The organism is Pseudomonas sp. NPDC086278, from assembly GCF_050280905.1.
In the GTDB taxonomy this organism is placed as follows: domain Bacteria; phylum Pseudomonadota; class Gammaproteobacteria; order Pseudomonadales; family Pseudomonadaceae; genus Aquipseudomonas.
In genome coordinates this window covers 59,237-82,186 of record NZ_JBNNWE010000002.1, presented here as the reverse complement: position 1 = coordinate 82,186, position 22,950 = coordinate 59,237, and the positions used below count along the sequence as shown (strand labels likewise).

The window sequence follows — 22,950 nt, the reverse complement described above, 5'->3', positions numbered from 1 at the left end:
GGTGTTCGCGCATGATGATTGGAGGGGTGGGCACACAAGGCCGACTGCGTGCGTCGACCTCAGTTATATGTCCCTACTGAACTGACTTTTTATCATTATTGGCTTCAGCTACTTGAGCGACATTGATCCTGTCGGCACGTCCTTGGGACGGGCAAACGGAATAGGTCAAACCCAGTTGGCGCGCAGAATATCACGGCAAGGCGACCGTGCGCTCCCGAAAGGACTCACGGGTCTAGTCCAGACGCGGCTCGTTTGCCGCGTCCTGGCCCAAACGATTCAGCACAAACACCTTGGCGTTGCGGGTCATCTGGTCCAAATGCCGGTCGCGTTGCTTTTCAGCATCGACCATCGCGCGTTTACCGTGTTTTTGCAGCAAGTAGTGATGGATCTGCCGCACCTCGAGGGAACTGTAGATAAAGGTCACATCGAGCAACCCCATCAAGCCATCGCTGCCGTGATCGCGGGTGTTCATCAGCACCTGCGTGCCGCGCGCGCCCAGCACCTGAAAACCCATGGATTCGAACCACGGCACCTTGGCCACCGCGCAGGTCAGTTCGGCGTGCGGGTAACGGCTGATCATGTCTTGCAGCATGGCGCGCGCGATCCCTTGGCGACGATGCCCGGCGTCGACGGCCATGTAGGCCACGCCGCACGCGTCGGCATCATCCTTGACCGGCAGGTAGAGCAGGAAACCAATGACTTTTTCCGGGTCTTGATCATCGGTGGCGACGATCAACTCCACCGCAATCCCTTTGCCGCCGCCGAGGGCTTCCAGGTACAGGTGCACTTCATAGCCGACCGCGTACTGATACACGTTGTACAGCGGATTGCTCGGCGCAATGCCGACCATGCTGATGTCGGTCAGGTTATCGACGACCAGTTGCAGGATCTGGCTGTTGACGGGCTCCGGGCACGGGGCGGTGAAGTGAGTGAGTTGCGGCATTGAACGTTTGACTCCGGGATAGGACTTACTGGGCATCGACGCGGGCATTGTCACAGATTGATCGCCACGCCGCTTCCGCCAGCAACTCTCGATGAGCCTTCGGGCTGCCCGCCACCCTCCCCGACAACCATGCCCGACAGTAACTGTCGGCCTGGCCGATGATCAGCGACGGCAGCAATTCGGCGGGAAACGCGCGCAGCTCATCGCGCCGGCCGGGTTCTGCCAGCCATTGTCCGAGCTTTTGATTACGGGTTTTGTTGCGGCTTGCCAACTCGTCCTTGAACGGCCCTTTGGTCACGGCGAATCGCGCGTGGTACTGAAACCGCGCCCATTCGGGTTGGCTGTCGACCCAATCGACGTAGCTGTGCACCAACGCGTGCACGCCCTCCTCGGTGCTCCCGGCGTCGGCCAGATAGCGGTCGCGAAGCAATGCCTGATCGTCCAGCGCGGTAAAAAACAGCGCCGCCACCAAACCTTCCTTGTTGCCGAAGTGATGGTAGATCGCGCCGACACTGGTATCACATTCGGCGCGAATCATTTCGATGGTCGTGGCTTCCAGACCCTGTTCGTTAAACAGGGCCAGGGACTTTCTGAAGATATCGCGCTTGAGTTCGGCTCTGCGGCCGGGGTAACAGCGCTCGAGTAGATCTGTAGTTTCCATGCTGAACACTGGCCAAAAATAATCCATGACAAGGCAGTGACTGCCCATGAGAACGCCGCGCTAGGTTGACAGATTTCGCTTCGACAGAATACTGTTCTGCCACAGAACATTGTTCTGTTACGGAACATAATTCTGCAAACACAATCATCAGTGAGGCTTCAACATGAGTCAGGTTCTCGGCATGTTCAACAGCGCAGGCCCGCAAGCTTTCAGCAAAATGGCCTGCCAGATGGCGCCCTACTTCACCACCATCAACCCGCTGGTGACGCACTTGCGCAAAGGCCATTCGACCGTGCAGGTGCCGTTCGCCAAGGAAATCACCAACCACCTGGGCACCGTTCACGCGATTGCGATGTGCAACGCCGCCGAACTGGCAGCCGGGATGATGACCGACGTGTCGATCCCCGCCGGTGCTCGCTGGATTCCAAAAGGCATGACCGTCGAATACCTGGCCAAAGCCAAGAGCGATGTAACGGCGGTGGCGGATGGTGACGCAGTGGATTGGCTGACAGAAGGCGACAAGATCGTGCCGGTGGACATTCATGACGCCGACGGCAAAAAGGTGTTCACGGCGCGGATCACCATGAATGTGAAGCTCGCCTGAACAGCCGCGTACATGTGGCAACGGGCGCAGGCTGCACCCGTTGCCACATCAATCGGCTTACCAGTCGTAGGTCATTTCAACCGCTGCAACCCGCTCCTGACCGTAATAGCAACCGAACGAGTAGTTGCAATCGGAGACGTACTCGCGATCAAACACGTTTTGCACGTTCAGGCGGGTTTGCAGTCCGCGCAAACTCGGGTCGAGTTTGCCCATGTCATAGCTGAGGGTGGTGTCGTAAACCACGTAGGACGGCACGTCGAACGAGTTGGACGAATCACCCGGCTTGCGCCCGGTGTAGCGAGCGCCGGCACCGAAGGTCAGGCCATTGAGCGCCGCCTGGGTGAAGTGATAGTCCGCCCACAACGAGGCGGAAACCGGAGCCTGGGCTTCGTTGCGATTGCCTTGATCGCCGTAGGTGCTTTTGGTGTAGAACGAGTCGATATAAGTGGCCGCCGCCAGCACGTCGACATTGTCGATGCTGGATTTAACCTCCAGTTCGACGCCGCGCGAGCGCACTTCGCCCGCCTGAGTCTGGTACTGCGGATAGTCATCGTCACCGGTCAGCACGTTTTTCTGTTTGATCTGGTAGACCGACGCGGTGATCAGCGTTTTCTCATACGGCTGGTACTTCACGCCCACTTCGTACTGTTCGCCCTCGGTCGGCTCGAACGCCTTGCCGCCCCGCTCCGGCGCGGCGGTGCCGATGGTCGGCAGGAACGATTCGGAGTAGCTGATATACGGCGCCAGGCCGAACTCGGTGACGTAGGTCAGGCCCACGCGGCCGGTGAATTTGTTGTCGCGTTGCGAGGCTTTTGTACCGGCGAGGATGTCCTTGTTGTCGATTTCCGCCCAGTCCTGACGCCCGCCGATGGTGAGAATCCACTGGTCCAGTTTGATCTGGTCCTGCACGTAGACGCCGGTCTGGCGCAAGGTGTTGTCCCACTGCGTGTCGAGCACCGGCATCACGCTGCTGGTGTCGTAGTTGTTCTTGCCGTAGAGGTCGACCGGCAGCACGTTGTTCGCATTGAGACCATCGTATTTGCGGCTGAAGTGACGATAGTCGACGCCCGCCAGCGTGGTGTGCTCCAGCGCGCCGGTGTTGAATGTGTATTGCAGGTTGTTATCGACGGTGTAGGCGATGTTGTGCTGGCGCCAGTCGAGTTTGGTGCGGTTGGCGTGGGTGTAATCGGTGACGCCGTCGGCATCGGTAACGAAACTGCGCAGGTAGAAGCCTTTGTACTGGTCGCGCACGTCGGTGTAGCGCGCGGTGGAACGGTATTTCAGGTCATCGGTGAGGCTCTGGCTGAAGTCGTAGCCGGCAATGTACTGGTCACGTTTGTAGTCGTTGAAATCCGAGTCGCCGGAGAAAAAGTCGCGGTCGATTTTCTGTCCGGTGGGGCCGCGATTCAGCGAGCCGATCCTTGGCAGCGACTGGTAATCGACCGCGCCGTCATCGTGCTGGACCTGCGCCAGCAGCGTCAGCGACGTTTCTTCAGTGGGCGCCCAGGTCAGGCTCGGTGCCAAAAGCTTGCGTTCGCTGTGGGTGTGCTCGACCTGGTCGTTGCCCTTGTTCGCCACACCGACCACGCGATAAGTGAATGCTTTCTGCTCGTCAATCGGGCCGCTGGTGTCGAACCCGCCGTTGACCCGGTTGTAGCTGCCCGCGCCCAGTTTCACCTGGCTGCGCTGCTCGGTGGTCGGACGCTTGGAGACCATGTTGATCAGGCCACCCGGCTGGTTCTGCCCGTACAACACCGACGACGGCCCTTTGAGCACTTCGATGCGTTCCAGGGTGTACGGGTCGATTTGCGGTGCCCCGCCCAGGCTGCCGGCATACGGAATGTAAGCACCGTCGAGGTACAGCGGCGTCGGGGCGAAACCACGGCTGGTGATTTCGTCGGCAATCGAGTTGCGATCGGTGAAGCCGCCCGTGTTCAACCCTGGCGTGTAGCGCAGGGCTTGGGTCAGGTTGCGAGCGCCCTGGACTTCGACCTGATCGGCAGTCACCACGTTGATGGCCTGCGGGATTTCGAGGATCGGTGTGTCGGTCTTGGTGCCGGTAGCGCTGCGCGTCGCTACAAAACCGTCGACCGGCCCGTAAGCGGACTCGATGGCCTCACCGGAAATGCTGGTCGCGCCCAGTTGCAGCGCCGAACCCGATTCCACCACGGGCAACAGCGAATAGCTGCCATTGTCGTGACGCACTGCCTGCAATTTGCTGCCGGCAAGCAGCTGGCGCAAACCGGCGTCCACCGTGTACCGGCCGTGCAACCCGGTGGAGGTCTGACCGCCCGCATGGGCCGGGTCAAACGACACCGTGACGCCGGCCGTAGCGGCAAATTGAGTCAACGCCAGCCCCAGCGAACCGGCAGCGATGTTGAACTCGGTTTCGACATTAGTCTGTGCCCACGCAGGCGTTGCGATGGCCGCCATCCCCAATGGAGCGACCAGCGCCATGCCGAGCAGGGCGGCGTGGACGGCGCGGTTCAGCGGTTTGACAGAAGATGTACGGTGTGGGGGATTGCGAGGGGTCATGCGGTTTCCTTTCGCCCGGCGGCAGTCAATGGCGGCGTCTCGTTGCGCCTCTACCTGTAAAGTCGAACGAGAATCGGAATCAACAACCCCTCTCGAAAGATTTTTTCGGACGCGTATTTACACCGGTTCCACGCTGGCCCAATACCGACTGAAACGCCGGATGCGCACCGGCAAAGTCGCGGTCAGGTTGTCCAGAATGGTGTCGGTGCTGCCGAGGTGAAACGCGCCGGAGAGGCGCAGCGCGGCAATCGATGGGTCGCAGCCCAGGTGACCGGGACGGTAGCGCTGCAATTCCGTGATGAAATCGGCCAGGCGCCAGTCATTGACCACCAGCATGTCGCGGGTCCAGGCATCGGCCAGCGGGTTGGCGCCCAACACCGACTCAAAGCTGTCGCTACCGAAACTCAACTGCTGACCGGCGTCGACGCGCACCACTGACACCGGCAGCGCCGCGCAACGCACTTCAACCGCATGCGCCTGCACGCTGACCTGCGTGCGCCCCGCTTCGCTGCGCACGATAAACCGCGTGCCCAACGCACGAATGCTGCCCTCGCCGGTGTGCACGATGAAGGGCCGCGCCAGTTGATCGCGGGCCGTTTCGATCATGATTTCCCCCGCCAGCAACCGCACTTCGCGCAGTTGCCCGGTGTAGCGGATGTCCACGGCGGTGGCGGTGTTGAGTTGCAGTTGGCTGCCGTCATCGAGGCGCAGGCGACGCCGTTCGCCAGTGCCGGTGCGCTGATCCGCCAGCAGCGTCGGCAATGGCGTGGTGTTCCACGCCAGGGTGCCCGCCCCGCCCGCCGCCAGCAGAATCGACAAGACCTTGAGCACGTCGCGCCGTTTCGCCCGAGCGTTGGCCAAGGTCGGGCGGGCGATGCCGGGGCTGACTTGTCCAAGTTTGTCTTGCAGGCGCGCGAGTCTTTCCCAGGCTTGCACGTGGCGCGGATCGCGCTCCAGCCAGCGCCGGTGCGCCTCGCGAGTGGCCTCGTCCGGCACCTCGCCGCGCAAGTCGACATACCAGCGCGCGGCGGCCTCAAGCGTTGCGTGATCCAGCGATTGCGGTTGCGCCACCCCTCAGTCCTCGACCAGCAGCAAGCAATGCGTCAGAGCGCGGACTGCGTGCTTCTTCACCGTGTTCACCGAGACGTTCAACCGGCGGCCGATTTCCACATAGCTCAGACCATCGAGTTGCGCCATCAGGAAAATCTCGCGGGTGCGGCCACCCAAACCGTCAAGCATGCGGTCGATTTCCATCAGGGTTTCGATAATCAGCGTGCGGGTTTCCGGCGAAAACGCCACCGGCTCAGGGATCAGCGCCAGCGTGTCCAGATAGGCCTGTTCCACCGCGCGACGGCGGAACATGTCGATCATCAAGCTGCGCGCGACGGTGCTCAGGTAGGCGCGCGGCTCGCGCAACTCCGGTGCCTTGCGCTGGGTCAGGACGCGAATGAAGGTGTCCTGCGCCAGGTCCGCCGCGTGGTCGATGCAGCCCAGTCGCTGCCGCAGCCACCCGCACAACCAGCGGTGATGGTCCTCGTAAAGCGTGTGCACGGCGTGTTGCAGCGAGAGATCGGCGGAGGACATGAAGACGGCCCAAGGTGGAGAGTTATTTGATAATGACTCTCATTTTCTTCGAAGGCACTACGGGTTGGCAAGGCCAGTGCTGCATCGATTACGGACAAAACCGTCCGGAGAGAGCGGATCGCCGCCCCGTTTTTCTCCGCGAGCGACTGGCCTACTGTGGCTTCCAGACACTTACTGGAGGTCACCATGAATCACCCAACCCTGCTTTCCCCGATCAACATCGGCCCACACACCTTGTCTCATCGCGTCGTCATGGCGCCGTTGACCCGCATGCGTTCAGAGCCCGGCGACCTGCCCGGCGCGCTGATGGCCGAGTACTACTCGCAACGGGCCACCGATGGCGGCTTGATCATTTCCGAAGCGACCGTGGTCTCGACTACCGGCAACGGCTACCTCGGTTCGCCGGGCCTGTACAACGACGCACAGATCCCGGGCTGGAAAACCATTACCGAGGCGGTGCACGCCAAGGGCGGGCGGATTTTCCTGCAACTGTTCCACGCCGGTCGCCAGTCCCACAGTGACATGCAACCCGGCGGCGCACAGCCTGTTGCACCGTCCGCTGTCGAGTACGACGGCGTTGCCTACACCGCCAGCGGCTGGGTGCCGAGCACTGTGCACCGCGCCTTGAGCGAAACCGAAGTGGCGGCGCTGGTCGACGATTTCCGCAGCGCGGCACAACGTGGCCTTGAAGCCGGTTTCGACGGCGTGGAAATTCACGGCGCCAACGGTTACCTGATCGACCAATTCCTGCAGGACGGCAGCAACCGCCGCACCGACGCTTACGGCGGCACCATCGCCAAGCGTGCGCGGTTTTTGATGGACATCACCCGCGCCGTGATTTCAGTGTGGGGCAGCGAACGCGTGGCGGTTCGCCTTGGGCCGAGCGGCAGTTTCGGCGGCATGAAGGACAGCAACCCGGAAGCGCTGTTCGTCTACGTCGCTGAACAACTGGCAGCGTTGAACCTGGCGTATCTGCACCTGATCGAGCCGCGTGTGTTGGGCAATTCGATCGATGAAAGCAAAGACCAGAATCCGCTGGCGGCGCAGTTGATCCGCAAGCATTACGCCGGTTTGATCATCGCGGCGGGTGGTTTCAGTGCGGCCTCGGCGGAGCAGATTCTGCAAGCGGGCGATGCCGACCTGGTGGCGTTTGGTCGCGACTTTATCGCCAACCCGGATCTGCCGGAGCGCATTCGCCATAACCTGCCGCTGAATGCTTACGACCGCGACACGTTTTACGGCGGTACGGAGGTCGGGTTTACGGATTATCCGTTCTACCAACAGAGCGCTTGATCTGATCCAGCTTCTGCGTTGAGTCATCCGCCGCCTTCGCGAGCAAGCCCGCTCCCACAGTCGATCTTCAGCGAACACACAGTGTGTATTCGTCGACGAGCCGCTGTGGGAGCGGGCTTGCTCGCGAATGGCGGCACCCCGGTTTCGGACTCGCCCCTTTGCAAATCCCCCGCCCGCCTCTACTCTGCGTTAACCCTCCCCCAGCATCGAGCACACCTCCCATGATGGACAGCCTCAGCGGTATCACGGCCTTCATTCAGGTGGCCGAGACCCGCAGCTTCACCGAAGCCGGGCGTCTGTTGGAAATCTCCTCTTCCGCCGTCGGCAAAAGCGTGGCGCGCATGGAAGAACGCCTCGGCGTGCGTCTGTTCCATCGCAGCACCCGCAGCGTCACCCTGACCACCGAAGGCGAGCTGTTCCTGGACCGCTGCAAACGCATCCTCAGTGAAGTGGAAGCGGCGGAAATGGAGCTGCTGGAGTTGTCCGCCACGCCACGCGGCAAGGTGCGCATCAGCGTGCCGATCCAGAACGTGTTGATCATGCCGGTGCTGGCCGGGTTCATGCGCGCCTACCCGGACATCGAGCTGGACGTGGACATGTCCGACCGCATGGTCGACGTGATCGAGGAAGGGTTCGATGCGGTGATCCGCACGGGAGCGCCGCAGGATTCGCGGCTGATGGCGCGCAAGCTCGGTGGCTATCAATTGCAGTTGGTGGCGTCGCCGGCGTACCTGGAGCGCAATGGCAACCCGACACACCCGGACGAATTGATCCGGCACGTGTGCCTGCTGCACAAGTTTCCGGCCACCGGCATGATCGAGCGCTGGCCGCTGCGCGTGGACGACACGCACATCGAGCCGAACCTGGCGCGTGCATTGACCTGCACCACGATGGACCCGCTGACGTACCTGGCGATCGATGGAGTGGGGATTGCCTGCCTGCCGGATTTTTCAATCCGTCAGCCGTTGGCCGACGGCAGGCTGAAGGTGGTGCTGGAGGATTACACCGACCACACCGGCAACCTGTGGATGCTCTGGCCTGCGTCGAAGCAGACGGCACCGAGGTTGCGAGTGTTAATCGACTTTTTCAAAGACAACATCTTGAAGCCTTGAATCAGCGTTGCAGGGCCTCGGCAATCGGCGCTTTGCCGAGGCCGAAACTGAGCATCACCGCCAACCCGAACACACCGATAGCAGCGCCCAATGCCAGCGCCGACGGCACGCCAGCGTGATCGACCATCAAGCCGCCGAACAACGAACCCGACGCGATTGCCACCTGGAATGTGGTGACCAACATTGCCGAACTCGCCTCGGGCAATTGCGGTGAGGTCAGTTGCATCCAGCTGCTGACACCCAGCGGAATGGCGCCGTACGCCGCGCCCCACACCAACACCGCCAGGGTCACGCCCACCCCCTGTAATTGCGGCAACGCCAATTGCGCGATCACCATCAGCAGCACCACCGCGCCCAACGACGCGCGCAGATGCGTGGCGATGGTCCCGGCCATGGCGAAGTTCGCCAGCATGCCGACCAGACCGAAGCCCAACAGAATCGCGGTGATGGCACTCGGCGAGAAGCCGGCGTCATGCCCCAGGAACGGCGCAATGTAGGTATAAGCGGTGAAATGCGCCGCTACCACCGACCCCAGCAACAGCATGCTGCGACGCGCATTGCGGCGTGACAGAAATGCCAACAGCGCGCGGACCTTCAAACCTTCGCTGGAGGGCAGCGACGGCAAGGTCAGTGCCTGCGCCGCGAGCGCCAACAACGCCAGCCCCGCCGTCACCGCAAACGACATTCGCCATGAAAACAAGGTGCTGACAAACGTCCCGAACGGCACGCCAAACACTGTGGCCAAGGTAATGCCGGCGAAGATCAGTGCCGTGGCTTTTGCCGCTTTCGATTCACTGACCAGACGCCCGGCAGCGGCAATCGCCACCGCCCAGAAACCACCCAGGGCAACACCCAACAGCCCGCGCCCCAACAACATGATCGCCAAGGACGGCGCCGCCGCCGAGACCAGGTTCGAAGCCACCAGTAACAGCGTCAGCAACAGCAACAGGTGCCGCCGGTTCATCCGCCCCGCGCCGAGCATGATCGCCGGCGCCGACACGGCCGCGACAATCCCCGGCACCGTGACCATCAACCCCGCCACGCCATCGGTAATGTTCAAGCTGTTGGCAATCTGCGGCAGGACGCCGACCGGCAGATATTCAGTGGTCACAAACGCAAAGGCGCCGAGGGCCACGGAGTACACCGACAGCCAGTCGCGCCACGAAGAAGACGCCTCGCGCACAAGCGCAGTGGCGGCCGGTAATGCATGCAAATCGTTCATGGGAAAGCTCCACAGTAATGAGTGGAGCCATGCTAGGTAGCTTGCCTGCGGGGAAAAACAGGCTGCGGTTCCGATCACTGCGGATCAATCACTCCACAATCAAACCGCTCTGGCCTGCGCATTAGCGCCTTTCGTGTCCGAAGTGTTCGGCCCTGTGGCCGGTTTTTCCGTGAGGGCGCGCTCCGTAGACTTCACCTCGTCAACCATCACTGTGCGAGGACGCTGCCATGACCACCCAACACTCCCCGATTCGCGTCGGCATCATCGGCGTCGGCAACTGGGCCCGCCACGGCCACCTGCGGGTGCTGAATCTGTTGCCGAACTATCATTTGCAAGCGGTCTACAGCGAACACCGCGACCGCGCCGAAGCGGCGGCCGACGAATATGCAATCACCCAGGTCGCCGACTCGGTCGATGCGCTGGTGAACAACCCTGAGGTTGATCTGGTGGTGGTGCTCAATACCGCACCGCAACACGAAAAAACCGTGCGCGCCGCCATCGCCGCCGGCAAAGACGTCTACTGCGAATGGCCGCTGACCACCACCACCGCGGCTTCCCGGCACCTGCTGCACCTGGCAAAAGAGGCCGGCGTGCGCCACATCGTTGGCCTGCAACGCCGCCACGCGCCGCACAACCGCTACCTGCAAGACCTGCTGCAACAAGGCTACGTCGGTAAGGTGCGCTCGGTGCGGATGCACGTCAGCATGAATTACTTCCAGGCCCTGCGCCCCAATGCCTTGCGCTGGACCGCCCCGGCAGAAAATTTCTCCAGCGTCATCGCTATCTATGCCGGGCACTTCCTCGACATGCTCTTCACCGCCACTGGCTGGCCGGTCAGCGTGTCTGGATTGATGGTCAATCAGTTCCCGCAGGTGACCATCAAGGAAACCGGCGAAGTGCTGGACAGCAACGCGCCCGACCAACTGGTACTCAGCGGTTTGCTTGAAGACGGCGGCGTGATTTCGATCCACATTGAGGGCGGCAAACGTAACGGCTCCGGCGTGCAGATCGACATCACCGGCGATCAGGGCGACCTGAAAATCAGCAACCGCTCGGCGTTTGGCGATGTCGGCGACGACTATGTGCTCGAGGGCGCGCACGGCGACAACCTGGCGCTGCAGCCATTGCCGCTGCCTCAGCATTATCAGCGGCTGCCCGCCTCGTCATTGCCGTCAGCGGTGCTGGAACTGGCAGAGCTGTATTACGTGTACGCGCAGGATGTGATCGATGGCAGTCACGGCGCGGCGACGTTTGCCGATGCGGTGCGTTTGCATCAATTGCTGGACGCGGCTCAGTCAGGCGCACCAATAACCCTGGCCCAACCCGTCAGATAAATCAGCGATGTACCGGAGTGGACCTGCCTAAAACGTAATCTTGACCTCCACCCACAAGCCCGTGGGGTGATAGGCCAACACCGCTCGATTATTCGCCGCGGTCGGTGTTCGCATGAACGTGGCGGTTTCAGCGGCAATATCGCTGTCGCCGATCAAGACACGGTCATGGGTTCTGTCTTTCAAGGCTTGATAGAGATCGGGATACGGCATGTTCCAGTCGTTGCCTTGTGCGACCGCTGCCACCACGGGAATCATTGCGACCAATCGGTCGTCGGTCATTTTTTCCAGCCCCAACTGGCGCAGCGTCGCGTTATGGCTGCAATGATGGCCGACCTTGTACAGCGTGACGCGCGCAAGGATCTCGTCAACGGTCCACGCACGTTCGCCCGCCGTCACTGGCGAACGCGGGTACGTCTGGTCAGCCCATGACAGCCAGTTGCCGACCTGCGCATCACCGGGAAACAGCAAGACCTGCCCATCGGGCAGTTCGAACGCCAGCACCAGGCTGGTGTTGTTGGTGTCAGAGTCCATCTTCAGCGCCAGGGTTTCGGCCGATGAATACCATTCGTCATCGATTTTCCGTTTCTCGGCGTCGGGGTCGAAATACAGCGTTTGGGTGTTGGTGCGCTTATCCGGCGGTAGCTGTTTTACCGCGTCCAGTGTTCGCTGATGGGGCAGTGCAAACGGCAGGTCCACCGGCAAAACCTTAGCGCCGCTGAGATGGCCAACTTGAAGCTCAATGGCGTGAGCGTCCTCCAGGTTGGTCAGGTACACCTCTTTGGCCGCGCCTTTGGAGGGTGTGTCCTTGCGTAACTTGGCTTCATTCCTCGGCGGGCCCATCACGTACGCTTTGAGGCCCGCAATTTGTTGCGCAGTGGCCACATCGCCCGGTTCAAGGTAGCGGGTTCGCGCCGGTGTGGCCTTGTCCTTAAGCATCTGCAACGTACTGGCACCGGTCGGATGTTCGCCCCCGGCGACGCCCATGAACGCACTGAGGCTCAAAACGGTTGAGAGGTAAACATCCTTTTTATCCAGTGCGACCAGGGCCGGATTGCCCGCCACCGCTTTGAGCGCGGACTTGGCCTTGTCGAAGCGCTGATGCAACGCCACGGCCTGCGGATCGGAGGGGTTTTCCGTCCACGCCAGCCAGAACTCGCGGATGTCGAAGTGAGTCTTGAAAGCCTCCTGTTCATAGAGAAAACCGGACAGGTGATCGTGATGTTCGTGGGTGACGATCAGCAGGTCGAGCGTGCCACCGGTGGTGTCGAGCAGGTCGCTGACAATGTTACTCATCAACTGCTTGGCGCCTGCCACACCTTGCAACACCCCGCAGTCAATCAGGATGTGCTTGACCCCTGAGTTTGCGAGTGTGTGACGCAGTAAGAAACAGTCGCCGAGAATCCCGCGATACATGCGCACCGATACCGTACCGGTTGTGGCTGGCGTGGTCATGGTGTTCAGACTCCACGGTGCGTCATGGCAAACGGATTATCGCCGATGGCGGCGTCGCGGTAGCTCAACGCGAGGCTATCGGTGCCGGTATCAAGGAATTGACGCTGATGCTCAAGTCGATCCGCATCATTGATGCGTTTACGGATGACATAACGCACCTTCCCGTCTCGCAGGTCGATGATCAACGTTGCACCGCCCCGGAACACGAAATCACTGGCCAGCGATGCGTCGGGCCCGGATTTGGCTTTTGATTTTGATTTGGGCATATCCAGCCCATCCAGGTCGCGCTGCTTGTCGCGGTCTAAAAACCCCCGGCGTCGTTGCGTGACTTCAATCACCAACTGACGTAAATCCTGCCCATCAGGGCCGGCGCGACGGCAGGTGCGTACCGAGTGCACCTCGATTTTTGGCACAACCCCGTCGTATCTGGGGAACAGGCTGCCGGCGATGTAATCGTCACCACGCTGGGTGCTGTAAACAACACCCAGCGCCTGTGCCCATTGGGGATTCGACCCGCAGACCTTCATGACCCAGTCCCAGACAATCTTGCGATTGCTTTCTGACTGGAGAAAGCCCTTGTGCCGCTGATATTGCGGCGTGATGTCCAGCGCTTGCGTGCCTATGGGCGCGTCCAGCAGATCAGTGGCAACGAGGTTGACCGCCGATTCCCACAGCAGACTGTCCGGCGCCAACGACAGGCAACTGTCGGGCAGGATCCCGCGACGACGGAATGCCTGAATCATCGCCAGCCGATAGTGCATCGGATCGTCCGCGATCAAATCGGTGTCCGCGGTGATAATGCCGCGCAGAAACTCGCCGAATCGCACATCCACCGGCGGCAAATAATCCAGCGCGCGGATGCACATGCGCAACACGTGATCTGCCGATTTGATCGCTTCACGGGTCAGCCGTTGAACCAGCTCGGGCGGCAGTCGATTGCCCTTGCCCGCACCGCCGTCGGCCAGGCGTAAAAGGTCTGAGGAGCGCTGCTGATAAATACTCACAAAGGCGTCGAACACCGCCGCGACGAGGATCGCCCCGCGCTCATGTGGCTCGCGCACCTTCGACAGCAGCGTCGGGTCGGGCAGTTGCTGGCTGTCTTTGTCATCGATGGCTTCGCGCAACGCGGCGTACCGGCCCGTCGCTTCGCCGAATTGCCGGGCCAGGCCACTGAGCCACGAACGCTGATTGAGATTGCCGCCATTGGCCGCCACGTACATCGATACGGCCTCCGGCAACGTGAAGTGCATCAGCAGCGCGACAATGTCGGCAAACGCCTCGTGAAACGCGAGGCTGTCGACACTGGTCGACTCACTGTAGCGACGGTGCAGGCCATCGAGAATGGCGTGGGTGGTTTCGTGGGCGATGATGTCGTGGGACAACGCCGTGAACACCCAGCTGCCCGGCAGGTTGCCGCCAGGATCGGTCTTGGACGCCTTGAAGTAACCGAACAGTAATGCCTTCTTGTCTTTGCTGTAGTAGGCATTGGCCTCGCGCAGCGCATGAGGATAAATGCGCAACCTGGGGACTTCCTTATAGGTGTTGGCGGTCTCGTCCCACTGCGGGCACCAATACACTTTGCGGCCCAGCGCACGTTCAAACAGCTTCACGGTTTTCATCGCTACCGCGAACACCATCTGCTGGTGAAAGCGTGGATCGCCTTCTGACGGCGTCAGTCCGTCTTGCGCCAGCACGTGCGGATTATCGAGGTCCACCGGGTCATAGAACTGCGCGCTGGTGGGATCGATGTCGATGACTTCGAAGTACTCGTTGACGGGGCCCGGTTGCATCTTCGCCTCCCAGCGCTCCTCCCACGGAATCTGGATCGTGGCGTGACTGATGCGCGCCGTCTCAAGTTGCGTGGAGGCCTGCGGGTCGAAGGCATAAACCCGCAGTTTGCGCATGGGTGGCGGTGGGTAATTGTTCATGGGCACTCCCTTGGCGAGTGATGACCATCAAAGGCGCAATTCAATATCGACCATGGCGCCGGGGCTCAGCGTGCCCGACCACGGGGCACTGGTTTTCGTCGGGTCGTTCGCGGCAACAAGACAGATGCTCAACGGGACGTTGACCGGCACTTCCCAGCCGCCGGAGTGAGGAAAACGGCCAAAGTCGCGAACGAACAAACGCATCAGGGGGTTACGGCTGGAAGAATGATTCAGTAGCCCGACCACAGCGAATGCGCTGCCATTGGTGATTTCGACGTTCACCGTGTCGATGCCCTGCCGACTTTTGTCCTTTACCCAGGCAACGGAAATCCACGCCGTTGTCGGCGCCGGACGCGGCTTGATGTCGTCGACCTTGAGCACCGTGCGATACCCCAGCGCTACCAGCAATTTATTGACCCCGGCGCTGCCGCCGGCAATCACCATGGCGGTCAACAGATCGGCAAACCATTTGTCTTGTGGGTCCATCGCGGGAAACTTGTATTGCGCCGCCAGCGTTTGCACCACGTCCACGTTGAGCCAATACACCATCAGCAACGCCATCAACAACATGCACGGTGTTTTCATGCCGCGACCATCGAACAGCATCAGAAAGGGACGCCAATTGAAAACAATCGCCATCGCCGATTCCAACAGGGCGGCCAGCACAAAGAGTTTGAGCAACGTTGACGCCGAAGTACTGAAGTCACCCACCGAAAGCGGACGGTCGCTGTTGTCGGGACTGTTCGCATGGGCGGCGGCAACAGGCGATACAGTGGGCACTGTCGCGTCATCCGCCTGAACCGACGTAGTGCACACTTGAAGCCCGGAAAACAACATTGATAACAGTAGAAAAAGTTTAAGAAAGTTGCGCATGCATCCTCCTGGAAACCCTTGGAGCACAGCCTGTCAATCCACTGAAACATACGCAGAAAGTTGTTACATCGTTGAGACAGTTATGACTTCTCAGACAATAGCGCGCACGCTTGGATCTCAAGATAGTTCAAGTCGTAAGTTACGCAACAACATGAAGATGATCTTTAATACCAGTGCGCTACCGCTGTTATTCCAATTACTCGACTTACAACTGCAATGCACCGACAAACCCCAGGGCACGGTCTTGCACTTTTTTATGCAGGGTTTCGCGGATGCCCTCCAGCACACCGTCATTGAGGGTGATTTTGCCCGAGCAGTTCTTCAGGATGACGTCATCCGTTTGAATCTTGAAGAAGATGAGTTGGTTGATCACCGAAGAAATATTCAAGATAAACGCCATCATCGCCAGCGTCGTCTGCCCTTGGGCATCTTGCTCGACGGCGCAAATCTGGAACGATTGCGCCTGTAACTTGTGGCTTTCCCTTTTAAACACCGTGATCCACGGCGAACTGTCATTCATCGACTTCATTGCCTTGAGCGTGGTAATGACCAGCGCCAACGCCGGTGTCGCCGCGCCCAACAGCACGGTGGCCACCGCAATGATCGCTTCATGCACATCGACTTCCTTGCCGTGGCGTTTCTGAAGGTCGAACTGCTTGCTGGCAATGACCCAGCCCAATTGGCTCAACGTATCGAAATAGACGTCATACCAACCGAAGATATCGGAACGTTGACTCACCTTGGCGTTGGCCGCGAGCTGAGCGAGCAACAGACAATCCTGCACGTCTTGCCGCCGCTGCACCGACACCGCGGGCGTAAATGACACGACATCCGAACCCACCACCACGGCTTGTTGTTTATCGGCTTCAGGTTTGAACGGCGCTTCGGGTTCAGCGAAACCAATATTTTGTACACGGCTGCCAAGCGGCACTGTTGCCAGAAACGCTTTGGCCGAGTCGACCGTTATCGTCGTCATTTCAAAGACCCTCGTTACGTCAGGAAAGCAGTTCAGGGGCATAGGCCGAGAGCCTGGCCTTGACCAATGAAGCGCCGTGGCGCGTCAGCACGTCCATTTCCTCCGCTGACAATCGGCTCAAGTTCGTGGCAATGGCAGAGGCAAACGCCGCGTCGCCCTGGCGGGCTTCGCCGACTTTACTGTCGATCGAAAACCACATCGGCTTGGGTCCCTTCCCTGCCAGGAACCGGTACTGAAGGCGATCAAACTCCAGGCCGCGTATTTGCTCCATCATGATGTCGAGCCCGGCCTTGAGCACGATGGCGCCGGACTCGGTGGGCCGGCTGTTATTGGCGAACGGTTTGCCGCCGTCGCTGACGATCACGTAATCGAGTGCATTGCGGTCGCGAAGTAACGGGTTGACGCCCAGGTTGTCGTAGACACCGCCATCCGTCAGCGTCACGTACTCGACACCTGCCGCGGGACCGTAGGTATCGGAGTCGAGTCTTAGCGGAGGGAAAACCGGCGGAAATGCCGATGAAGCCGCAACCGCCCGGCAGATAGGGAAATCCGGCGCGGGCACGAACCCCAGGTCGTGGTCGCCCATCTCGCTATCCTTGCCACCTCCGGCAACGAAAAAGAACGCATTGCCGGTCGAGAGGTTGGTGGAGTTCAGGTAGACCCGAGGGCCGTTGGCGAGCGCCGCCAACTTCTTTTTCAGGAACAGATCTTTATCGTACGAGTCCGCCAACTTCTCCAGTCGAGACTCGAAGGGATCGAGAGAACCGGCAATAAACGATGACACCGCAACCGAACGGGTGCGCAGGTAGTTATCGAGCAGATCGAGTTTATTTGCCGAGCCCCAGTTCAATGCCACCGTCGCCCCGGCGATGCTGCCGCCGCTCACGCACGTCAGCAGGTCAAGTTTGTCGAGAAGTCCGCTGGTTTGCAGCGCTCGCATGACACCGAGGTGAAACGCCGCGGCCCTGAAACCGCCGCCCGACATGGCGAGGCCAATGCGTTTGACTTGGCCGTTAATGATGACTGACATGGTTAGCTTCCTTGATATTGGGAACCCGCAGGCGGCATTGAGCCGATCTGAAGCACACATCAAATAACTAACGAATCAGCATAGCGTGGAACAGCCATTGCGCTTTCCGGTCGGCTGAAAACGCCGAACTAAAGTTGCCAGCCACTGCGCCGACTTATTCTTGTTGCTCTCATCCGAAGGACCGTCAGATGTTTTATCCGCGCGAAGCCGAAAAAGATCATTTGTTCACCCGCGTCATCCTGTTGACCTTCGCCTGCTGCTTCGTGCTGATGCTCGCTGGCATGTCCCGGCATGAAGGCCTGCGCTACGCCGCGATCCAGTTGAGCCCGGTGGACATCACCGGCACGGTGACGCAACTGGAGGAGATCCGCATGAACCCCAACGGCAAAATCATTCACTACCGCTACACCGATCCCGACGGCAAGGTGCACGACGACCAATACGTTGATCAGCGCTACGCGCAGAAAACGGCGTATGAACCCGGCGGCAGTATCGCGTTGCTTGTCTCAGGCTGGCTGCCGGCGCAGAACAGCATTGCCAGCGAGTTGAACGGCAACCGCCCAGGGTTTTACATTCTGTTGGTCAGTGTGGCGTTGGCGTTGTGGACGCTGGAGATATCGTTCAAGACGATGGGGCGCATTTATGCAATGAAGGAAGAAGACCGGTTTTACTGAAACACTGACGCCCTACTCCGCCACCGCCACCTGATTGCGGCCCCGCGCCTTGGCCCGGTAAAGCGCTTTGTCGGCATTGTTCATCAAACTTTGCAGATCGACGTCGCCCAGCTCCATGGCCGCCACCCCGAGGCTGGCGGAAATGCGGTGAACCGGCCCGGTCATCAAGCCTGCGATTGACTGAATCAGTTGCTCGACCATGTTCAGCGCCACATCGATGGACGTGTCCGGAAGCAGGATCGCGAATTCTTCGCCGCCCAACCGACCGTAAATATCCGTTTCGCGGAAGGATCGATTGATGACCACGCCCATTTGCCGCAGCACTTGGTCGCCGACCTGATGGCCATAGGTGTCGTTGATGTGTTTGAAGTGATCCATGTCCAGCATCACCGCGCACAGCGGCAGCCGGTTGTGTTTGCACTCGTTGAAAAGCTGTTGGGCGCGTTCGAAAAATGCGCGGCGGTTTTTCAGCCCGGTGAGTTCATCGGTCTGCGCCGCATAGGTAGACAAGCGGTTGGCATGTTCCATTTCACGGGTTAACCGGAAGGCCGTTTCCAGCGCTTCGGACAGTTTGCGGGTCGCGCTGGCCACGAATGAGGCGAACACAATGACCGCCAGCGCCATGCCGACCTGCATCGCTGACGGTTGAAACAGCATCCACACCGTACACGGCAACAACACCAAGCCGATGGACGCCAGCGTCATGAAGCGATAGGCCGAGTAGCACGACACCGCGCTGACCGACATGCCCACCGCAAACAACATCACCAGCGCCTGGGCCAACAAGTCGTTAGCCGGCATGACCGCCAGGGCACCCGCCCCCCAGATGCCGGCGGATAACGCCAGCGTGACCCAGTATTGCTTCTCCCAGCGCTGCGGGGTGCGCTCGCTGCTCGGGCTGCGGAAATAGCCGACGAACATCAGGATTCGCAGCATCGATGACGCCGTCAGCAGGCCGACCCAGGTAAATATGACCGTGTGATCAAACCGAACCCAGCACAACCCGCAGAGCATGACCGCGGCCAGGAAGCTGCCGAACACCGCAGAAAATGACTGGTGGAAAAGCTGATGCAGGCGATCGCTGCGCACTTGCGCCGCGATGAAAGCTTGCTGGTCGTGCCGAAATCCTAGGCCACCCATTCGATCCGCCTGACTCATGCTGCGACAAAAGAAGCGATTGTGGCACCCTGCCACCTAGGCATACAAACGAATAACTCTCATCCGGGTTCGCGACCCGTCGTCTTCAAAGTAATAGCACACGAATACAATCGCCTCGCCTTCCTTTTAACCAGTCTGAAGGCGCTTCGCCTGTGGTGATGGTTTTCGCACCCGGAAGCGCTGGCTGACCTGATCGAAACAGCGGCCAAGGCTCATTGATCGTCCACACCGCCAGGCCCGGACATCCGCGCATACGCTGTCCGGCGCCGTCATCCACTGACCACGCTAATCGCCTGCTCTTCCTTTCTGCACAAATGCATTTATCCTGCGTCGACAGTCGAGTGGCGTGCACACTCGTTCACACAGGAGTTGTTCATGAGCTTTCATCACCACACCCTGCTGATCGGCGCAGGCTTATCGGCGTTGCTGATCAGCGCAACCGCCATCGCCCAAGACGGGCCATCGTTCAAGTGCAGCGACAAGATGGCCAGTTCGGTGGAGGGCCTGATCTGCAAAAGTCCCGACCTCGCCAAGCTGGATCAAACCCTGGCAGCTGCCTACAGCGCTGCGCAGAAAACTGCCGGCAATCGCGCCAATACCTTGAAGGCCGAGCAACGCGGCTGGATCAAAGGTCGCGATGAGTGCTGGAAATCCGATGACCAACAAGCCTGTATCCGTGACAGCTACAACCAACGCATCGTCGAGGTGCAGGCCGGTTACGGCCTGGTCGCCGCGAAAGGCCCGTTCACCTTTGACTGCGGCAGTAACGGCAGCATCAGCGCGACCTTCTTCCAGACCGACCCATCGTCCATCAACGCCACCTACAAAGGCCAGCAGGCCTTCATGGTGGCAGTGCAATCGGGCAGCGGCGTGAACTACAAAGGCCAGAACGAAAGCTTCTGGGAGCATCAGGGCGAAGCATTGGTGACCTGGGGCGACGGCGCCAAACAGATGACCTGCAAGAAAAAGACCTGACAGCGGCAACGCCTTCCCGCCGGCCGGGTGCAGCGCCCGGCCCTCTGTCACGCCTATGGGCGATGGCCGATCCGGGCCGATGACTCATGGCTTGCCAGCGGCAACGTCACGAGGAATTCGCTGCCCTTGCCATCACCGGCACTCGTGCCTGTCACCGTGCCGCCGTGGGCTTCGACCAGCTCGCGCACCACCGTCAGACCGATCCCCAACCCGCCCCCGTTGAAACCCACGGCATGCACATCCTGCACGAAGGGCTCGAAGATAAACGGCAACGCCTTGGCGGAAATACCGATGCCGGTATCGCAAATGCTCATCTGCAACAGATCGGCCTCGGTGGTGACCGACAGCGTGACCGTGCCACCCGCCGGGGTGTATTTGGCCGCATTGCCCAGCAGGTTGCCGAGGATTTGCGTGAGCCTGACCGGGTCGCCGTTCACCGCTAGCGCGCGCTCGGGCAGCTCGGCGGTAAAGTGCAGGTGCTGAGCGACCATCAGTGGCCGGCACACGACGATGGCTTCCTGAATGATCGGCAGCAGATCGACAATGCGGCAATCGAGGCGCAGTTTGCCAGTGCTCACCCGGGACACGTCCAGCAAGTCATCCACCAGACGAGACATGTGCTGCACCTGGCCTTCGATCAACGCCTGCATGCGTGGCAACTCTTCACTGGGCACCCGCACCAGCCGCCCGGCAATCATGCTGATCGGCGTCAACGGGTTACGCAGTTCGTGGGCCACCAGGGTGAGGATGTTCCGTTGCTGCGCCAGGCTGTGTTCAGCCGAGGCTTGCAAGTGTTGCGCGCTAAGGACGGCCAGCACCAATTGTTCGTTGGCTTCGCGCATTTCCAGGTAACGCTGTTGGTCCGCCGCTGAGCGCAGGGGTTTTTCGGCTTCCGACTGCGCCGAAAGAATCGCCAGGACCAATTGTTGGTTGGCCTCGATCAGTTGCTCTATCTGCTCACCGTCGGCGCGCCGGGTATCGACGTCGCTCAGTTCTTTGTTGAGGGCCGCGAGCACCGCGCGCGCCTCGACGGTTTTCTGGCCGAGGAGGAACAGCTCGCGAGTGGCCGTGGCCATCGCTAGCTCGTTCTTGCCTTCGGCCTCATTCATGATGTTTTGCTCATCCGTGGTCTGCATCGGAAAGACGCCGGGTGGGCCGTCCGCCAAGCAACCCTTCCTGGTCCGGCAGCATTTCGCCGATCTGCAAGCCGCCATCGTCGATGCTGTACTGGCGCAGTTCATCGGAGTGGGCGCTGGCGCGGACCTTGACCACGGCCATGATCCGCAGCAGACGGCTTTGCACTTCGATGTAGCGCTGGACGATGATCGCGTCGGTGAGAAATGCCGTGCCGTAAGGGCTGAATCGCAAGTCGGTGTAGCGGTCTTCCAGTTCCGAGGTCAGCAGCACACTGCCCCCGATGCTGGTGAGCGCGGTGACCATGCGCGACAGTGATTCGCGAAAGTCTTCGCGAAACGTCGGCGCCAGTGCCAGCTCGAAACCGGACAAGGAGTCAATCACCACGCGGGTAGCTTTGAGTCGAGCGATCTCGCTCAACAACAGCTGCACGATTTCGTCGATGGACAGGTCCGGTGCGCGACTGTCCACCAGACCGACCTGCCCGCTCTGTATGAGCTGCGCAAGCGTGGCGTTCTGGGAGTGGCTGGGCCGTTGCTCGAATACCGCGATCACCCCGGTTTCGCCATTGCGCACCCCTTCTGCGAGGAAGGTCGCGGCCAGAATGCTTTTGCCCGAACCCGATGGCCCGGCGACCAGCAAGGAATAGCCCCGGGGCAGACCGCCGCCAAGCATCTGGTCGAGCTCAGGCACGCCCATGCTCAGGCGCTTGATCGGGAATTCCAGCGGCGCTTCAACGCGGATCAGTGGCGCCGGGGCGAAGACTTTGATGCCCGACGTGGCAATGCGGAAGGTGTGCAGGCCGGGCAACGTCGGCTGGCCGCGCATTTTCATGATTTCCATCTTGCGCACCATGGAATTGCGCTGAACGCTCTGGCGCAGCCAGATCAGGCCATCGGCCACGGTGAAAATCGGGTTGGTGTCGGTCTCGGTGAAATATTCGCCGATCAGGAACGTGGTCGCCTGCCAGGAGGTCATCAACATGCCCAGCTGCTGGATGAACTGCGGCAGGTTGTTGTTCGGGTTGTCTTGAGTCTGGCTGGCCAGCACGACGGAGCGGAACGAGTCGACGAACACCAGCGCCGGTGCGTGGGTTTCGACTTCGCTGACGATGCGGCGCAGCACTTGGTCGAGGTCGCCGGCCAGGGTGTCGTCGGCCAGATTGATGTAACGAATCGACTGATTGATCGCTTCGCTGTCGAAAAAATCGAATTGCTGCTGGTAGCGCAACATTTTCAGCGGCGGCTCGCCCAACACGGTAAAGAACAGCGCCGGACGCTCGGGTGTCGCCAGGGCAAACATCATCTGGTGGGCCAGCGTGGTTTTACCGCAGCCAGGAGGGCCGGCGATCATGTTGAACGAAAACTCCGGCAAACCTCCGCCCAGCACCTCGTCCAGTCCTGGCACGCCGGTGGCCAGGCGGTTGATAGTCACTTTGGTGCTCATGGCGAATTTTCCTGCG

General features: G+C 60.4%; 20 protein-coding genes. 6 read left to right on the top strand and 14 right to left on the bottom strand.

The window, feature by feature from the left end; translation table 11 throughout:
- Positions 1-232 precede the first annotated feature (232 nt).
- The gene (locus ACQKP4_RS01190) at positions 233-943 is read right to left on the bottom strand and encodes a GNAT family N-acetyltransferase (RefSeq protein ID WP_427629624.1); all 711 of its coding nucleotides are present in this window, start codon (positions 941-943) and stop codon (positions 233-235) included.
- A gap of 25 nt (positions 944-968) precedes the next feature.
- On the bottom strand, positions 969-1,604 hold the full coding sequence (locus ACQKP4_RS01185) for a TetR/AcrR family transcriptional regulator (protein ID WP_427629622.1): 636 nt from the start codon (positions 1,602-1,604) through the stop codon (positions 969-971).
- 163 nt (positions 1,605-1,767) lie between these two features.
- On the opposite strand from ACQKP4_RS01185, the gene ACQKP4_RS01180 reads away from it, so the two are divergent.
- A complete protein-coding gene (locus ACQKP4_RS01180; protein WP_427629621.1) occupies positions 1,768-2,208 on the top strand; it encodes a hotdog fold domain-containing protein in 441 nt (146 codons plus the stop codon).
- 57 nt (positions 2,209-2,265) lie between these two features.
- Here ACQKP4_RS01180 and ACQKP4_RS01175 read toward each other — a convergent pair whose 3' ends face one another.
- From ACQKP4_RS01175 to ACQKP4_RS01165, 3 genes are all read right to left on the bottom strand, one after another.
- Positions 2,266-4,743 carry a TonB-dependent siderophore receptor gene (locus ACQKP4_RS01175; protein WP_427629619.1) on the bottom strand — a complete coding sequence of 826 codons (2,478 nt, stop codon included), beginning with the start codon at positions 4,741-4,743 and terminating at the stop codon, positions 2,266-2,268.
- A gap of 117 nt (positions 4,744-4,860) precedes the next feature.
- Positions 4,861-5,814, bottom strand: coding sequence for a FecR domain-containing protein (locus ACQKP4_RS01170; protein ID WP_427629617.1), 954 nt, complete (start codon positions 5,812-5,814; stop codon positions 4,861-4,863).
- 3 nt (positions 5,815-5,817) lie between these two features.
- Positions 5,818-6,327 (bottom strand): sigma-70 family RNA polymerase sigma factor, encoded by a 510-nt coding sequence (locus ACQKP4_RS01165; protein WP_427629615.1) that lies wholly within the window; start codon positions 6,325-6,327, stop codon positions 5,818-5,820.
- 186 nt (positions 6,328-6,513) lie between these two features.
- On the opposite strand from ACQKP4_RS01165, the gene ACQKP4_RS01160 reads away from it, so the two are divergent.
- Both ACQKP4_RS01160 and ACQKP4_RS01155 read left to right on the top strand, forming a co-directional pair.
- Entirely contained in the window at positions 6,514-7,620 is a 1,107-nt protein-coding gene (locus ACQKP4_RS01160) for an alkene reductase (RefSeq protein ID WP_427629613.1), read from the top strand.
- Between the two features lie 224 nt (positions 7,621-7,844).
- Positions 7,845-8,732 carry a LysR family transcriptional regulator gene (locus ACQKP4_RS01155; RefSeq protein ID WP_427629768.1) on the top strand — a complete coding sequence of 296 codons (888 nt, stop codon included), beginning with the start codon at positions 7,845-7,847 and terminating at the stop codon, positions 8,730-8,732.
- A gap of 1 nt (position 8,733) precedes the next feature.
- Here ACQKP4_RS01155 and ACQKP4_RS01150 read toward each other — a convergent pair whose 3' ends face one another.
- Complete coding sequence (locus ACQKP4_RS01150; RefSeq protein WP_427629611.1) at positions 8,734-9,954, bottom strand: MFS transporter; 1,221 nt, start codon at positions 9,952-9,954, stop codon at positions 8,734-8,736.
- Positions 9,955-10,181: 227 nt separating this feature from the next.
- Here ACQKP4_RS01150 and ACQKP4_RS01145 point away from each other — a divergent pair, with 227 nt between their 5' ends.
- Complete coding sequence (locus ACQKP4_RS01145) at positions 10,182-11,288, top strand: Gfo/Idh/MocA family protein (protein ID WP_427629609.1); 1,107 nt, start codon at positions 10,182-10,184, stop codon at positions 11,286-11,288.
- A 27-nt stretch (positions 11,289-11,315) separates the two neighbouring features.
- Here the strand turns inward: ACQKP4_RS01145 and ACQKP4_RS01140 are convergent, their stop codons facing one another.
- From ACQKP4_RS01140 to ACQKP4_RS01120, 5 genes are all read right to left on the bottom strand, one after another.
- Entirely contained in the window at positions 11,316-12,740 is a 1,425-nt protein-coding gene (locus tag ACQKP4_RS01140) for an MBL fold metallo-hydrolase (protein WP_427629607.1), read from the bottom strand.
- Between the two features lie 5 nt (positions 12,741-12,745).
- Positions 12,746-14,668: a hypothetical protein gene (locus tag ACQKP4_RS01135; RefSeq protein ID WP_427629605.1), complete on the bottom strand. Its 1,923-nt coding sequence runs from the start codon at positions 14,666-14,668 to the stop codon at positions 12,746-12,748.
- A gap of 27 nt (positions 14,669-14,695) precedes the next feature.
- Positions 14,696-15,448 carry a hypothetical protein gene (locus tag ACQKP4_RS01130; protein WP_427629603.1) on the bottom strand — a complete coding sequence of 251 codons (753 nt, stop codon included), beginning with the start codon at positions 15,446-15,448 and terminating at the stop codon, positions 14,696-14,698.
- A gap of 298 nt (positions 15,449-15,746) precedes the next feature.
- Entirely contained in the window at positions 15,747-16,517 is a 771-nt protein-coding gene (locus tag ACQKP4_RS01125) for a hypothetical protein (protein WP_427629601.1), read from the bottom strand.
- A gap of 19 nt (positions 16,518-16,536) precedes the next feature.
- Positions 16,537-17,547, bottom strand: a complete 1,011-nt coding sequence (locus ACQKP4_RS01120) for a patatin-like phospholipase family protein (protein ID WP_427629600.1) — start codon at positions 17,545-17,547, stop codon at positions 16,537-16,539.
- Positions 17,548-17,735: 188 nt separating this feature from the next.
- On the opposite strand from ACQKP4_RS01120, the gene ACQKP4_RS01115 reads away from it, so the two are divergent.
- Complete coding sequence (locus ACQKP4_RS01115; RefSeq protein ID WP_427629598.1) at positions 17,736-18,221, top strand: hypothetical protein; 486 nt, start codon at positions 17,736-17,738, stop codon at positions 18,219-18,221.
- 12 nt (positions 18,222-18,233) lie between these two features.
- Here the strand turns inward: ACQKP4_RS01115 and ACQKP4_RS01110 are convergent, their stop codons facing one another.
- Positions 18,234-19,361 carry a diguanylate cyclase gene (locus tag ACQKP4_RS01110; RefSeq protein WP_427629596.1) on the bottom strand — a complete coding sequence of 376 codons (1,128 nt, stop codon included), beginning with the start codon at positions 19,359-19,361 and terminating at the stop codon, positions 18,234-18,236.
- A 393-nt stretch (positions 19,362-19,754) separates the two neighbouring features.
- Here ACQKP4_RS01110 and ACQKP4_RS01105 point away from each other — a divergent pair, with 393 nt between their 5' ends.
- Positions 19,755-20,354: an MliC family protein gene (locus tag ACQKP4_RS01105; protein WP_427629594.1), complete on the top strand. Its 600-nt coding sequence runs from the start codon at positions 19,755-19,757 to the stop codon at positions 20,352-20,354.
- A 53-nt stretch (positions 20,355-20,407) separates the two neighbouring features.
- Here ACQKP4_RS01105 and ACQKP4_RS01100 read toward each other — a convergent pair whose 3' ends face one another.
- Positions 20,408-21,463: a sensor histidine kinase gene (locus ACQKP4_RS01100; protein WP_427629592.1), complete on the bottom strand. Its 1,056-nt coding sequence runs from the start codon at positions 21,461-21,463 to the stop codon at positions 20,408-20,410.
- A 10-nt stretch (positions 21,464-21,473) separates the two neighbouring features.
- Positions 21,474-22,934, bottom strand: coding sequence for an RAD55 family ATPase (locus ACQKP4_RS01095; RefSeq protein WP_427629591.1), 1,461 nt, complete (start codon positions 22,932-22,934; stop codon positions 21,474-21,476).
- Positions 22,935-22,950 lie beyond the last annotated feature (16 nt).

What these genes read in the sequence shown, in the direction of transcription:
- ACQKP4_RS01155 (WP_427629768.1), top strand. Translation starts at nt 7,845, where the DNA reads ATGGACAGCCTCAGCGGTATCACGGCCTTCATTCAGGTGGCCGAGACC.
- ACQKP4_RS01185 (WP_427629622.1), bottom strand. Translation starts at nt 1,604, where the DNA reads ATGGAAACTACAGATCTACTCGAGCGCTGTTACCCCGGCCGCAGAGCC.
- ACQKP4_RS01165 (WP_427629615.1), bottom strand. Translation starts at nt 6,327, where the DNA reads ATGTCCTCCGCCGATCTCTCGCTGCAACACGCCGTGCACACGCTTTAC.
- ACQKP4_RS01095 (WP_427629591.1), bottom strand. Translation starts at nt 22,934, where the DNA reads ATGAGCACCAAAGTGACTATCAACCGCCTGGCCACCGGCGTGCCAGGA.
- ACQKP4_RS01100 (WP_427629592.1), bottom strand. Translation starts at nt 21,463, where the DNA reads ATGAATGAGGCCGAAGGCAAGAACGAGCTAGCGATGGCCACGGCCACT.
- ACQKP4_RS01105 (WP_427629594.1), top strand. Translation starts at nt 19,755, where the DNA reads ATGAGCTTTCATCACCACACCCTGCTGATCGGCGCAGGCTTATCGGCG.
- ACQKP4_RS01135 (WP_427629605.1), bottom strand. Translation starts at nt 14,668, where the DNA reads ATGAACAATTACCCACCGCCACCCATGCGCAAACTGCGGGTTTATGCC.
- ACQKP4_RS01125 (WP_427629601.1), bottom strand. Translation starts at nt 16,517, where the DNA reads ATGACGACGATAACGGTCGACTCGGCCAAAGCGTTTCTGGCAACAGTG.
- ACQKP4_RS01175 (WP_427629619.1), bottom strand. Translation starts at nt 4,743, where the DNA reads ATGACCCCTCGCAATCCCCCACACCGTACATCTTCTGTCAAACCGCTG.
- ACQKP4_RS01180 (WP_427629621.1), top strand. Translation starts at nt 1,768, where the DNA reads ATGAGTCAGGTTCTCGGCATGTTCAACAGCGCAGGCCCGCAAGCTTTC.
- ACQKP4_RS01145 (WP_427629609.1), top strand. Translation starts at nt 10,182, where the DNA reads ATGACCACCCAACACTCCCCGATTCGCGTCGGCATCATCGGCGTCGGC.
- ACQKP4_RS01190 (WP_427629624.1), bottom strand. Translation starts at nt 943, where the DNA reads ATGCCGCAACTCACTCACTTCACCGCCCCGTGCCCGGAGCCCGTCAAC.
- ACQKP4_RS01120 (WP_427629600.1), bottom strand. Translation starts at nt 17,547, where the DNA reads ATGTCAGTCATCATTAACGGCCAAGTCAAACGCATTGGCCTCGCCATG.
- ACQKP4_RS01150 (WP_427629611.1), bottom strand. Translation starts at nt 9,954, where the DNA reads ATGAACGATTTGCATGCATTACCGGCCGCCACTGCGCTTGTGCGCGAG.
- ACQKP4_RS01110 (WP_427629596.1), bottom strand. Translation starts at nt 19,361, where the DNA reads ATGGGTGGCCTAGGATTTCGGCACGACCAGCAAGCTTTCATCGCGGCG.
- ACQKP4_RS01140 (WP_427629607.1), bottom strand. Translation starts at nt 12,740, where the DNA reads ATGACCACGCCAGCCACAACCGGTACGGTATCGGTGCGCATGTATCGC.
- ACQKP4_RS01115 (WP_427629598.1), top strand. Translation starts at nt 17,736, where the DNA reads ATGTTTTATCCGCGCGAAGCCGAAAAAGATCATTTGTTCACCCGCGTC.
- ACQKP4_RS01160 (WP_427629613.1), top strand. Translation starts at nt 6,514, where the DNA reads ATGAATCACCCAACCCTGCTTTCCCCGATCAACATCGGCCCACACACC.